Source organism: uncultured Aquimarina sp. (assembly GCF_947495315.1).
Lineage (GTDB): Bacteria > Bacteroidota > Bacteroidia > Flavobacteriales > Flavobacteriaceae > Aquimarina.
In genome coordinates this window covers 1-14,331 of sequence record NZ_CANLYD010000014.1, presented here as the reverse complement: position 1 = coordinate 14,331, position 14,331 = coordinate 1, and the positions used below count along the sequence as shown (strand labels likewise).

General features: G+C 32.0%; 11 protein-coding genes. 10 read left to right on the top strand and 1 reads right to left on the bottom strand.

The window, feature by feature from the left end; translation table 11 throughout:
* Positions 1–69: 69 nt before the first annotated feature.
* The 5 genes from Q0910_RS20775 to Q0910_RS20755 all read left to right on the top strand — a co-directional run bounded on the left by Q0910_RS20775 (position 70) and on the right by Q0910_RS20755 (position 4,248).
* Positions 70–1,173 carry a helix-turn-helix domain-containing protein gene (locus Q0910_RS20775; protein WP_299220870.1) on the top strand — a complete coding sequence of 368 codons (1,104 nt, stop codon included), beginning with the start codon at positions 70–72 and terminating at the stop codon, positions 1,171–1,173.
* Positions 1,174–1,196: 23 nt separating this feature from the next.
* Positions 1,197–2,030 carry a DUF2911 domain-containing protein gene (locus Q0910_RS20770; protein ID WP_299220867.1) on the top strand — a complete coding sequence of 278 codons (834 nt, stop codon included), beginning with the start codon at positions 1,197–1,199 and terminating at the stop codon, positions 2,028–2,030.
* Between the two features lie 40 nt (positions 2,031–2,070).
* On the top strand, positions 2,071–2,568 hold the full coding sequence (locus Q0910_RS20765) for a hypothetical protein (protein WP_299220864.1): 498 nt from the start codon (positions 2,071–2,073) through the stop codon (positions 2,566–2,568).
* An 18-nt stretch (positions 2,569–2,586) separates the two neighbouring features.
* A complete protein-coding gene (locus tag Q0910_RS20760) occupies positions 2,587–3,057 on the top strand; it encodes a CYTH domain-containing protein (RefSeq protein ID WP_299220862.1) in 471 nt (156 codons plus the stop codon).
* 285 nt (positions 3,058–3,342) lie between these two features.
* On the top strand, positions 3,343–4,248 hold the full coding sequence (locus Q0910_RS20755) for a hypothetical protein (RefSeq protein ID WP_299220859.1): 906 nt from the start codon (positions 3,343–3,345) through the stop codon (positions 4,246–4,248).
* Between the two features lie 62 nt (positions 4,249–4,310).
* Here the strand turns inward: Q0910_RS20755 and pbpC are convergent, their stop codons facing one another.
* On the bottom strand, positions 4,311–6,596 hold the full coding sequence (pbpC, locus tag Q0910_RS20750; RefSeq protein ID WP_299220856.1) for a penicillin-binding protein 1C: 2,286 nt from the start codon (positions 6,594–6,596) through the stop codon (positions 4,311–4,313).
* Positions 6,597–6,932: 336 nt separating this feature from the next.
* Between pbpC and Q0910_RS20745 the strand changes: the two genes are divergently transcribed.
* The 5 genes from Q0910_RS20745 to Q0910_RS20725 all read left to right on the top strand — a co-directional run.
* Positions 6,933–9,149 carry a response regulator gene (locus Q0910_RS20745; RefSeq protein WP_299220853.1) on the top strand — a complete coding sequence of 739 codons (2,217 nt, stop codon included), beginning with the start codon at positions 6,933–6,935 and terminating at the stop codon, positions 9,147–9,149.
* Between the two features lie 532 nt (positions 9,150–9,681).
* Positions 9,682–11,904 (top strand): response regulator, encoded by a 2,223-nt coding sequence (locus Q0910_RS20740; RefSeq protein WP_299220850.1) that lies wholly within the window; start codon positions 9,682–9,684, stop codon positions 11,902–11,904.
* A 309-nt stretch (positions 11,905–12,213) separates the two neighbouring features.
* Complete coding sequence (locus Q0910_RS20735) at positions 12,214–13,350, top strand: hypothetical protein (RefSeq protein ID WP_299220848.1); 1,137 nt, start codon at positions 12,214–12,216, stop codon at positions 13,348–13,350.
* A 95-nt stretch (positions 13,351–13,445) separates the two neighbouring features.
* A complete protein-coding gene (locus tag Q0910_RS20730; RefSeq protein WP_299220845.1) occupies positions 13,446–13,883 on the top strand; it encodes a hypothetical protein in 438 nt (145 codons plus the stop codon).
* Between the two features lie 182 nt (positions 13,884–14,065).
* Positions 14,066–14,331 (top strand): hypothetical protein (locus Q0910_RS20725; RefSeq protein ID WP_299220842.1); only part of this gene is annotated, 266 nt, incomplete at its 3' end.

The window sequence follows — 14,331 nt, the reverse complement described above, 5'->3', positions numbered from 1 at the left end:
AACCCAGTTTATGTTTTGTAATTTTTAAAGCATCAGCTGGGTAAACAAAAGAAACAGATTATTACCAATATGCAATCATTCCTTAATCAATTAGTTTATTTCGGGTATTTTCAAAGTTTGTTTTTACTGTTTATTTATGTTTTTTCTCCAAAAAAAAGAAAAAGCATCAATAGATATATTGCTTTTTTAGTACTTGTTTTAGCGATAGGATTAAGCGGTCGTATATTATACATATCTGGTTTCTTCGGAGATAATTACCGATGGGTTATTTTTTCTGAATTCGCAACACTCTTATTTGGTGCTACGATCTACCTATTTACTCGATCCAGTTTATTAAACAAGCAGTTCTCGTATAAAGAATTACTACATTACGTGCCAGCTTTGGTGTATAATACATTTGTAACTGCCACTTTTATCCTCCCATCTGACGACGTATTACAAGAAAGATTGGAAAGTGGAGAGCAATTTAGATTTACCTTACTTTTTATTGCCACTGGATTACTATTTAACATCACATACTGGGTCTTAAGTTTTAGAATCTTTTTAAAATTTAGAAAAGACATCCAAAATGAATTAAGTTATACTGTAAAATCTCAGTTTTTCTTAAATTTTCTGATAGCTATAGGAATCTGTATGCTTTGCTGGTTTAGTATGTTTATATACTGGCTCTTGGGATACCAGTTCTTAGAAAAATCTGCTTGGCAGGTAATATGGATAAGCATAGCTCTTATTATTCTATTTATTACATTTTATAGTATAAAAGAACCTCAGTTATTCAAAGTTACTCAGCTAGTAACTCCAAAAAAATATGCGCAATCCAAATTATCAAACCCAGAATTAGATACCTTAAAATCTCAATTAGAGAGTTTAATGGAGGAAAGAAAACCATATTTAAATAGAAAACTTCTAAAATCAGAATTGGCAGAAATGCTAGGAGTAAGTAATCCCGAGATTGCTCGATTACTTAATGAACGAATAGGCATGAACTTTTTTGAGTACGTAAACTACTATAGAATCAAAGAATTTATAGCCTTGGCAAAAACAGATCAAGCTAAAAACATGACTTTCTTTGGACTTGCACAAGAGGCAGGTTTCAACTCTAAAACTACATTTAACAAATCGTTTAAAGATTTAATGGGGACTACCCCAAAAGAATATTTTTCTAATCTTTAATCATATCAAAATTTCAATAAATTATGTTCAAAATATTTTTTATCAGCATTATTACTGTAGCAACAGTTAATGCCCAACTTACCGTTCCTGCACTCAGTCCAACGTCAAAGACTGCGCAAACAGTTGGATTGACTGAAATCGAAATCGAATATTCCAGACCCAGTAAAAGAGGTAGAACTATTTTTGGAGAAAATGGTATCATCCCTTATAATGAACTATGGAGAACCGGTGCTAATGCCGCAACTAAGATCACTTTTACCGATGATGTTACCATTTTTGAAACATCTATAAAAAAAGGTTCTTACGCTGTTCTTACTAAACCAGGAAAAAACACTTGGGAAGTATATTTTTACACCTATAAATCTGGCAATTGGAACACCTATGTAGATCAAACGCCTATCACCAGTTTTACTGCTGAGCATATCGAACTAAATGAAGTCTTAGAGACCTTTATGATCTATATTGATCAAATCACTTTAGATAGTTCGCAGTTGGTTTTTGCTTGGGATCAGGTCAAAATAGCCTTACCACTAAAATTTGATACACACAAAAAGACAATGGCAAGTATCGAAAAAACCATTTCCGGCCCAACTGATTTTGAATATTTCCAGGCTGCATTATACCTGCACGAAGCACAAACAGATTTGGATAAAGCTTTAACCTATATCCAAAAAGCTACTAAAGGTAAGAATCCACTATTTTTTCAGGTGTATAGAGAAGCGTTAATCCTCGCTGATTTAGATAGAAAAACAGAAGCTATAACAGCTGCCAAAAGATCTTTGGAATTATCTAAAAAAGCAAAAAACAAAGACTTTATCAGATTAAATGAAAAAAACATCAAAAAATGGTCTAGATAAACAATATCTTTCTCGCAGATTAAATTAATACTTAAATACAATGAAGTATCTATTTCTACTTGTATTTGTTTTTACAAGCTGTAAGAATACAACAAATACCGAAGTTAAGATTGAAGAAAAACCAGAATCTTCTATAACTGAGAAAAATGAAATTACCAAGACATCAGATAATTCATTTGACATGGTTTTTCTGGCTAAAGCAGAGGGTACAGATGATGATTTTTTTCAAAAATTAGGTATTAACTGGATTTCATTGTCTGAAATCCAATATGATCTAATGTATGACAATCAACTATGCGAAGGTAAGTGTAGTGGAAATGCTGTTCGTAAAGATTTAAAAATTAGTCCCAAAATTAATTCATATCCAGAAGGAGATTATAAATTTTCATTTATTCAATTCGAAGATCAAAAAGAAGATTTCAAAATTATAATTAGGATACAAGCTTCGAGTAAAAAAGAAGCTGAGATAGCGTTTGTTTATGAAAAAAATATTGGAGATTGTAGTCCATATGAAGCATTGATGCTTCGCATCAAATAAGTTAAGAATCAAAAAACTATGATTGAAATAGAACGTAAATTCTTAGTTACATCAGAAATCTACAAGCAAGAAGCTAAAAAAAGTACCCTTATTGTACAAGGATTTCTAAATACCGATCCTGAGAGAACGGTTAGAGTTCGAATTAAAGGAAAACTGGCTTTTATTACTGTAAAAGGTATTGGTAATGCGTCCGGTACTACACGCTTTGAATGGGAAAAAGAAATTCCTGTTACTGAAGCGGAAGCACTTATAAACATTTGCGAAAAAGGAGTCATCAAAAAAACGAGATATGAAATCCCGTCTGGTAATCATATTATCGAAGTAGATGAGTTTTTTGAGGAAAATAAAGGATTAACTATTGCAGAAATCGAATTAAGTGATGAAAACGAAGCTTTTACAAAACCCAATTGGTTAGGAAAAGAAGTTACCGGAAATCCGAGGTATTATAATTCTCAATTGAGTAAGGATCCTTTTAAAAACTGGAATTAAAACTATTAAAAATAATTTCAAAAAGCACTATAACTAAACTCACAATTAAATGTTATTTTTTGATAGACCACAAATCTTAACAAAAAATCAATTCTTCAAAAATTTGTTTCATATTTTTTTAAAAACGAAAATTCCCCAAAAAAACTTCTTCAAAAACAAGAAATCAATAAAAAAAAGTCTTAGAAAATAACAGTATTTGAATTAACATATTCTTTGCATTTTTTACGTGTTAACCTAGGTGATATTTCCCGTCTAAAACGTCTTATTAACCTAAAAATATATTTCATGTTACACAAATCAATAATGCACTACATTTTAGGGCTTATGCTATTTTGCCCGCTTTTTACTGCAATCGCTCAGTTTCCAATCAATGGATTTTATTCAGAAAAAAAAACATTGACTGTTGCTCCGACTTATTCCTACAAAAGTTTTGATCAGTTTTATCGAGGTTCTGAGTTATCAGAAGGAAACCCTGCCGGATTAGGAGATATTTCTTCTTATATCTTCTCATTATACGCCTCTTATACTGTTAATGATTGGTTATCCACAGTAGTAACATTACCTTATATTTCTACTAAAAGTCAAGATGGTGTTCTTGATCCTGTACAACAAACAGATCAGGTAGATGGTATTCAAGATTTAGGAATTTTTGCAAAAGCAAAAATTTTCGAAAAGCCTTTAAATAGTAATTCTAAAGTTACGCTAGGTGGAGCAGCAGGAATCACATTTCCAATAGGTGATTATGAAGGAGCAGGAGTTCTCTCTTTAGGAAATGAAGCAACCACTATCAATGGTGCAGTTATTCTAAATTACATCAGTTCGCTTAACATCTTTACAGAGGTTCAAGTAGGATATAGTAATCGAGATAGTAAAGATTTTGATATTCCCAATGCTGTGTTATACGGATTTAAGTTAGGATATTATAATCCATTCTTTTATGTCCACGCTAATTTAGAAATACAGGACTCTATGTCTGGATTAGATATTGGAACGCCAGAATTTGCTGAAGCAGGAGGTCCTAATATACTTCCAGAAACCGAAGTAGATTTCACAAACCTTTCTTTTAATTTATATATTCCCATATATAAGAATAAGCTAGGGGTTTCTACTGGTTACACAAGTACTTTAGATGGTCGTAATTTTAGTAAAGAATCCGCATTAAGTTTCGGCTTGGTGTATTCTTCATTATAACTATTTCTAAATTAAAAAAGCAGTCATAGAATTGTAATTGCTCTATGGCTGCTTTTATGATGCTATTCTTTGATTTCTATCTTCCTTCTTAATTCATTCCCTTTTTCATCCAGAACAGTAATAAGGTGTTCTCCGGGTGTTGGTTTTACAGCCATTTCATGAAACTGTTTGGTCACACCTACAAATTGATTATCTATATACCAGAACACTCTCGCTTCTGGCTGCGTATGCGCTATTTTTAGAACTACTTCATTTGTTTTGCCATCAAATCCTTTGGGTAAATAGACACTACTATTGCCTTTGGGGAAAATAAAATCCATACTTCCTAACAATTCCTTTGTACAATCTGATCGATATGAAGGCAAAGATCGATAATCAGCGTTTTTAGTTTTAAAATAATATTCCTGTAAAGGAGGTAATACGAACCAAGGTTCATGAATCATGGCATCTACCGATTCGCAAGAAGAATTCACTCTATATTGTTTTGTGGGATCTAAATGCACTAATTGATGAAATGGACAGGGTTTTGATTTAGTTCCAGCAGCAGCAATATACATTTCCTTACTTGGACATTCTTTTCCGGCTAAAAATCCACTTTTGGTACAAGTATTTACCTGTACCAAATCATCATACGGAGCAGGAAACCATTTAGAATTAGGTAATAAATTAATTACATCGAATAAAACAGGTGCCGCCGAGTTTAATCCTGTGAGTTCTGGTCTTCCTTCTCCATCTGCATTACCAATCCAGACACCTACCACATAATCTTTACTGGCACCAATCGCCCACGCATCTCGATTGCCAAAACTAGTTCCTGTTTTCCAAGCTATTTCTCGTGAAGAATCGTAGAATTCCCATGCCTCGTCACCTTCCGGGCGATTTACTTTTTTCATAGCCTCAAAAGTTAGCCAAATACTTCCAGCGCCAAATATTGGTTTTTGTTTTACTTTTTTACCAAAATCAACCTTTTTGTCAGCAAGAATTATGGGTTCTGCAAATTCATTTACAAAATATTCGCTAGAAGTATTTTCATAATGATTTAATGTCCCTGCAAATCCAGCATACGTCTTACATAAATCCCAAAGATTTCCTTCGGCGCCGCCAACAATTAGTGATAATCCATAATGATCTGCGCTGTACGAAAGGTCTTTAATTCTAAAAGCGTGTACTTCATCCCGAAATCGCTGTAATCCATATTGTTGTAACAATCTAACCGCAGGTATATTTAACGATCTTGCCAAAGCTCTATTCGCGGGAACAGCTCCGCTAAAGGTTTCATCATAATTCATAGGAGCATATCCTGCTATAACTGTAGGTACATCAGACACCAATTGTTCTGGTAATAATTCACCTTTATCCATCATAGCGGCATACAATAAAGGCTTTAGTGTGCTTCCGGTACTTCTGCCAGCTTGAATGATATCCACATCTTTTTGATGCGTCTTGTCAGTTGGTGTATTACCTACATAACTTAAAACCTCTCTAGTCTTTACGTCTAATACCAAAACCGCCATATTATATACTTCATTTTGGCGCAAAATGTTATAGTGTCTTTTTACTTGTTGATTTACCTGCTGTTGTAGTGATACATCAATTGTAGTTCGTAATCGCTTCCCTCTATTTTTTCTAGCTAGTCGATCTAGTAAATGAGGCGTGGTTTGCGGAAGACTATATGGCTTTTGAGGTAATGATTCACTTATAGATAAATCATAGGTTATAGAATCAATTGTTTTCTGTTCTAACAATGTTTTGAGTAGTCGGTTTCGTTTTTCTAATAGCTTTAGCTGGTTTTTTCCGGGATAAATTAGTGAAGGAGCATTGGGTAAAACAGCAAGTGTTGCACTTTCTGACCAGGATAATTGGTGTGCAGGAAGACCAAAGTATCTCCATGAAGCCATATCAATCCCCACCACATTTCCTCCAAAAGGTGCATGAGAAGCATAAAGCTTTAAAATTTCCTCTTTAGAAGTTCCAAATTCCAGTCTTGTGGATAGAATTAGTTCGATTAGTTTTTCAAAATAGGTTCGTTTTTGTCCTTTTCGAGCTAATCGTATTACTTGCTGTGTTATAGTACTTCCTCCACGCACTACTTTACCTGCCTTTATATTTTCGCTTACAGCCTCTATCATAGAAACCGGATTGAATCCAACATGTCTATAAAATTGTTGATCCTCGAATGCGAGTATGCAATGTTCAAATTTTTCTGGAACACTATCTGTTTCAGGAAACCTCCACTGCCCGTCTAAAGCAATTTTAGCGCCTAGTAATTCACCGGATCTAGTTTCAATCACTGTTGCTGCGGGATCATCAAACAATGGTTTTGGTAAGGAGAAATAGTACCAAATCATTAATATTCCAATAATAACGAATCGTTTAGGGTGTTTCTTTATATAATTTTTAAGAGTATTCAACACTATTACCGACAATTAATATATTTAGACAATGGTACTAAAATTTATGTAAATAAAAGATTCTTTATAGTCTATGAAAAAATTCCTTTCGTAAATTTTTCTTTCTTAATTATATCAAAAGAATACATAAATTCGCTAACTTATGGGATTTTGCATTTATCAGGTATTATTCTTCACACGAATCCTTTTGATAATAACAATTACTACAAGTGCTACAAGAAAGCATCTGTACATTTTAAGGTCTGTTATCCATTTGATAAAATCTTTTTTGTGTTGAAAAAATATTATTTTCTATTTATAGTTTTTATTTCCTATTCTTCTTTATCACAGGAAAATATTTCTTTTGAAAAAAATGACAGTATCGATTATTTGTTAAAAACTGCAGAAGAGTTAAGCTACAAAAACGATATGTATAAGGCTTTGGAATACGCATTTAAAGCTGTTAGTTATGCACACGAAGTACAAGATAATTATTACATATCGAGTTCCTATATGATAATGGGAACAATTCAACATGAAATCATAGATTATAAAAATGCTAAAAAAAATCTGCTAAAATCTTTAGAATATACAGAAAAAACAGAAGAAAAAATACTCCTACCTGCCATATTACATAGCCTTGCTAATATATATTATGATGACAATAAGGACTTTAAAAATGCTCTGGTTTATTACAAAAGAGCACTAGAACTAACTAATAAAGAACGCTATCCAGATAATTATCAGATTACTTTACATAATTTGATATGGACTTATATGGATCTTAATAGATTTGACGAAGCAAAACCTTATCTTAAAAAAGCAGATAGTATTGAAAAAACAATTCCAGATAGCTTACAAGTAGACAGGAGCTCCTTGTTCCTTCTTAAGGCAAGAGACTATTCCAACAATAAAGAAATCGGTAAAGCTGAACAAGCTTTTAGCGAATCTTTGAAACAATTAGAAAAAGAAAGCTACTGGGTTAAAGGTAAAAGTTATTTTTATGACTATAGATCACAAATGTATGAGAATATAGGGGATTATTTCAAAGCTACACAGGATCTTAAAAAATTATTGAAAAATGACCATAAAGTTTTTGAAAACGCAAAAACCAAGAACGAGGAAATTGCAAAGTTCAGATTTAAGGTAGATGAATATGAAAGAGAGCTTGAGGTAGCCAAAAGGGAAAAGGCCTTATTACTAGACATTGATAAAAACAACAAAATTATTATTTTTATATCCTCCGCAGCCCTATTACTATTGATCGGAGTATTATTTTTTTATTTTAGAGCTTATCGATCTAAGAAAAAAATTAGTGAAATTCTTGAATTAAAGAATACGGAACTCTATGAAGCTAAGGCGCAAGCCGAACAGTTAAGTAAGATTAAATCGCAATTTATATCCACTATTAGTCACGAATTAAGAACACCATTGTATGGTGTAGTCGGTATTTCTTCTATTTTGTTAGAAAATGACACTAAATCGGCAAAAGATAAAAAATTACTAAACTCACTAAAATTTTCTGCAGATTACCTGCTCGATTTAGTTAATAAGGTTTTGAAAATAAGCAAAATAGACTCCGAGAAAAAAGAGCTTACCAAGACTCCAACGGATCTATTTTCTTTATCTCAAAACATTCTACAATCTTTTGAGTACCAAGCTCAAAAAAAGGATAATGAATTAATTCTGGAGTATAACCATAGTATCCCTAAACTAGTTAATATTGATGCATTACGAATATCCGAGGTTTTGATCAATTTAATTGGGAATGCTATTAAGTTTACAGATAAAGGAAAAATATGGCTCCGAATCAAACAGTTATCCACAGATATGAAGACCGTTAGAATTCGTTATGAGGTAGAAGATACAGGTATGGGAGTGCCAGAAGATCAGAAAGAATACATATTTGAAGAGTTTTCTCAAATCGGTAGTGTATATGACAATAAACAAGGAACTGGTCTAGGATTATCTATTGTTAAAAATCTGGTTCAGGTAATGGGTAGTCAGATTCATTTCGAAAGCAAAAAAGATGTAGGATCCATATTTCATTTTGATCTAGACGTGGAGATTGAAGATTGTCTAAATGATATAGTAAGTGATTCGGAAAATTTGAAAAAAACAGGAAGTATCTCTGCAAAAATTCTAGTTGCAGAAGATAATAAGGTAAATCAATTGGTTACTAAAAACCTATTAAAAAACATTGGTTGTAATTGTACGATGGTAGAAAACGGATTTGAAGCTGTTCAAATTTTGAAAAAGCAAACTTTCGATTTAGTCCTAATGGATATTAATATGCCTGTCCTTGATGGTATGCAGGCGACATTAAAAATTCGGGAATTTGATACAACTACACCTATTATTGCATTAACTGCTTCAGAATTAAGTGAAGTAGGAGATGAATGTAAAAAAGCTGGTATGAATGACCTCATCAATAAACCGTTAAACAAAAACGACCTTAGAAATGCGATCCATAAAAACTTAATCATTAATAGTCCTGAAAACGAAATCTAAAACACAGGATCACAGTATTTAACAACAATAAATGGTTAATAAAATGATGTGAAAAATTCTTCCATTCTTGATACTTCTTTGTTTAAATCTAATTTCATTATTTTATTTTGTTTTCCGTGAACTAGAAATAAGTATTTATTATTTTCCTATATCTATTTAGTAAGTCAAGATTCATAAATCTACTCATTAAAGAAACAATCTTTTGAACCACTTCAAAGTTTTTTGTAATGACCTTACATTTAATTCTCTAGTACTAGGTTTCGGAACATATTTAATTCATTCAACTACACTTGTCAAAAAAAAGAGGAAATATCCCCTTTTTAACAACAAATAAGAATGTATAATCATTAGTTTTCTTTTAAATTATAACAGAAAAACCCTATAATTTCATTAAATTATATGACTCTTAAAAACAATTTAGCTGTAAAAGTCTGTTCAAATCTAACTCGAAATATTGTGGCTTACGTAATTTAAAATGGGATATGAAACTTTCTTGTTTACTATATCTATTTTTACTAAAAATTGTTTTGCATTGAAAAGAAATACTATTTACATATTTATTTTTATTCTTTCTCTAACTTCCTTTTCGCAAGAAAGACCGTCTTTTGAGAAAATTGACACCTTAGAGGTTCTTATCAGAACATCAGAGGAGTTAATGATGGAGAACGAGATGTACAAAGCCCTAGAACTAGCTTTCAAGGCCACGACTATTGCAAAAAAACTTAATCATTATCATTATTTATCCCATTCTTACTTAGTAATGGGTAATGTACAATACGAAATTATTGACTATGAAAATGCGAAAACACATTTGCAAAAAGCGCTGGAGTACAGCGACAAATCAGAGTCTAAAAGATTATTGCCCTATATTTTGCAAAGCTTAGCTAATCTATATTATGAGGATAATGAAGACTATGAAAATGCTTTGATTTATTATAAAAGAGGAGCAGATATAGCAAGAGGTAAGGTCCCGTCAAACAACTTTATCATTCCGCTTACCAATTTGATCTGGACCTATATGGATCTGAATCGCTTTGATGAAGCTGCACCTTATCTAAAAGAAGTGGATAGTATTGCCAGTACTATTCATCAAGATGACATATTAGGAAAAAGCTCATTACATCTTGTTAGAGCACGTAATTATGCATATTTAGGGAATCTCAAAAAGGCCGAAGAAAACTTTGAGAAAATGTTTCAAACTCTGGAAAGCGAAGAAGCATATTGGCAAAAGGGGAAAAGTTATTTCTATCGATATAGAGCGCAGATGTATGAAAATTTTGGGGATTATCCCAAAGCAAATGCAGATTTAAAAAAGTTCTATGCAAGTGAGCTCAAAGTTTTTAAAGAGGCAAGAATAAAAAATGAAGAAACGGCAAAAATTCAATTCAAAATTGATCAGTATGAACAAGAATTAGAAACTGCCGGAAGAGAAAAACAATTATTAAAAAACATTGCCAAGAATAATAAAACTATTAATTATATTTCTTTCGTAGGCTTACTTTTATTAGCAGGAATTGTTTTCTTTTATTACAGAGGATATAAATCTAAGAAAAAAATATCCGAGATTCTGGAAATCAAAAACGCTGAACTCCAAGAAGCTAAGGTACAAGCCGAACAGTTAAGTAAGATTAAATCGCAATTTATATCCACTATTAGTCACGAATTAAGAACACCATTGTATGGTGTAGTCGGTATTTCTTCTATTTTGTTAGAGAATGATGCAAAAACAGAAAAAGATAAAAAACTACTTAATTCATTGAAATTTTCTGCAGATTACCTGTTAGATTTAGTCAATAAGGTGCTAAAAATAAGTAAGATAGATTCTGAAGAAAGAGAACTCGTCAAGACTCCCACAGATCTATTTTCATTATCTCAAAACATTTTACAATCTTTTGAGTACCAAGCTCAAAAAAAGGAAAATCAATTAATTCTGGAGTATAACCATAGCATCCCTAAACTAGTTAATATTGATGCATTACGAATATCCGAAGTTTTGATTAATTTAATTGGGAATGCTATCAAATTCACGGATAAAGGAAAAATCTGGCTCCGAATTAAACCTTTATCGACAGATACGAAAACTGTTAGACTTCGGTATGAGGTAGAAGATACAGGTATGGGAGTACCAGAAGACCACAAAGAATACATATTTGAAGAGTTTTCTCAAATCGGCAGTGTGTATGACAATAAACAAGGAACTGGTCTAGGATTATCTATTGTTAAAAATCTGGTTCAGGTAATGGGTAGTCAGATTCATTTCGAAAGCAAAAAAGATGTAGGATCCATATTTTACTTTGATCTAGACGTGGAGATTGAAGATTGTCTAAATGATATAGTAAGTGATTCTAAAAATCCAGAAAAAACAGGAAGTATCTCTGCAAAAATTCTAGTTGCAGAAGATAATAAGGTAAATCAATTGGTTACCAAAAACCTATTAAAAAATATTGGTTGTGATTGTACGATGGTAGAAAACGGATTGGAAGCTGTTCAAATTTTGAAAAACCAAACTTTTGATTTAGTGCTGATGGATATTAATATGCCTGTGCTAGACGGTATGCAGGCGACATTAAAAATTCGGGAATTTGATACAACTACACCTATTATTGCCTTAACTGCTTCAGAATTAAGCGAAGTAGGAGATGAATGTAAAAAAGCAGGTATGAATGACCTCATCAATAAACCGCTAAACAAAAATGATCTTAGAGATGCTATCCATAAAAATTTGATCATTAACAGTTCTGAGACGAATACCTAACCAATCCAAGGTTACTATATCAGATCTTATTCTTAATCCAGGAAATATAGTACAAAACACCTTGTTCATATCCATCTTATTTTGTGATGTAGGGAATTTTACGTTACTTTCTGAGCGGATACTAAAAATTAACCGTAGAATTAAACGTTTATTATACGTTTGTAATCGTTTATAATTGAATATATAAAAGAAATATGCGTACTAGTACGTATATAACCATGTTATAAGCAATTTCTCATAATTTAGTAGTAACAATTTAAAATAATGAGACACTTACTTATATAGATCATTAATAAACAAAAAAACATTATGAAAAAAACAACATTAATAATTGCTTTAATAGCAGTTACTTTTGGAGCAAATTCTCAAATTACTGAACTACCAAATGGATATATCGGAATAGGAACAACCACGCCTATATCCAGATTGCAAATTGAGGACATAAATCCAGGAGGGGAGGTTGGAATTACTATTAAGAACAAAAATGCTACAATTGGGACCAAATCCGTAATTGACTTTGTAACAACTACTACTAATACCAAATATGGCTCTTTAGGTATAGAGAATACTGCTTTAGGTGCTGGAGCTATGACTTTCTCCACTAGAGGAGGTGATTTCGAAAAAATGAGAATTACAAGTAACGGTAATATTGGAATTGGAACAACTACACCTAATGAAAAACTAGAAGTTAATGGAGGATTAAGAATTACCAATCCAAATATTAATAAAAGTTGGAGATTAATTCCAAATGAAGATAACAGCTTTTCAATAAAAGAAACAGGGTTTAGTGGAGCTTTTAACATTAGTGGAAACGGTGGGTTAAATGAAAATTTAATGAATTTAAAAAACGGAAAAATAGGCATTGGAACAACAAACCCGTTGTCTACCTTGTTTATATCTGGGACTAATCAAGTAGAAGGTCCAAGTATTCCAAAAGTCTTAGCTGTTGCAGATCCTTCTGATATTACAAAAACTATTTCTCTTGGGTACGATAAGAATATTGACGCTGGAGTTATGGTTTCAGTTGATCAAGGTACAGGTTGGAAAAACACTTTAATCCAACCTCACGGAGGTAATGTGGGAATTGGAACAATTAACCCAGGGGCTTGGAAACTGGCAGTAAATGGAAAAATAAGAGCAAAAGAAATAAAAGTAGAGACTGGTTGGTCAGACTTTGTTTTCTATGACAATTACAAATTACCAACACTTAAAGAAGTAGAAAATCATATCGAAGAAAATGGTCATTTAAAAGATATACCAAGTGCAAAGGAAGTAGAAGAAAATGGAATTTTCCTAGGTGAAATGGATTCTAAGTTACTCCAAAAAATCGAGGAATTGACTCTTTATACAATTCAACAGCAAAAAGAAATTGAAGTATTAAAAGATCAAAATAAAAAACTCCTTGAATTACAATCAAGACTGGAAAAATTGGAATCTGAAAAGTAAAAAAGCTTATAACACTATATAACAAAACATAGCTGCTCTTCGAGTCAGCAACGTTTGTTATATTAATCGTTACCCACAATTAGACAAAACGTAGAATGAAAAGAAAATTGTCAATACTATTTCTGATTTTATTACTTCAAAGTTGCAATAAAACAGGATTCAAAAACGGAGGGAATTTCAAAGCGGAGAATAATGATTTGTTTTATGAACTTTATATAAATTCTGAAATGGACTCAATACAAATCTTTGTCCTGAATGAATGGCCAATATCTGACTCTGAAGAAACTCTTGAGGAAAGCAAAAACCGTAAAATGTCAGTTAATGGAACGATTAACATAAAAGACAATGAAATTTTAATAACAGAACTGGAAACTAATTTTCCACCATCAAAAAGACCTAAACTTAAAAGTTTTAAAATCCAAAACGGAAAAATATACGTTGATTGTGAAAACTTGACGGAATACGTTTGGGGGAGAACTAACTTAGGTAATTGCGAAACGGAAAGAATTGAATTTAGTCGAATGGAAAAATAAATGTGGGTAACACCATATATGTGATCATAGCAGCTAAGTGATAAATCGAATGGTCTAAGTATTTTTGCAATGGCGCAATGTTTGCAAAACTGGAAAAAGTAGCAACCAATGCGCAGAAATATCGAAAATCAGGGTAACATTTTGCCCTGCTACGACACATATATTAAACGTTGTACATCATTATGAAAAAAATAAGTTTTATTGGATTATTGATACTTACAATACTAATTTATAGTTGCGGGAATGATTTTAAATCAGGATACTGTAAAAATCAACTTAAACTAATAGAACCAAATACGGAATTAAAACTTTTTGAATTCAAATTAGACTCGAAACCGGATAGTATTCTGAATTTAATAGAAAATACTCTGAAGGTTGATATTTGTGATAAAGTAACAAATTTTGGTGTTCAACTGGAAGACTTGAAAATAAAAACATTTGTTTTTGG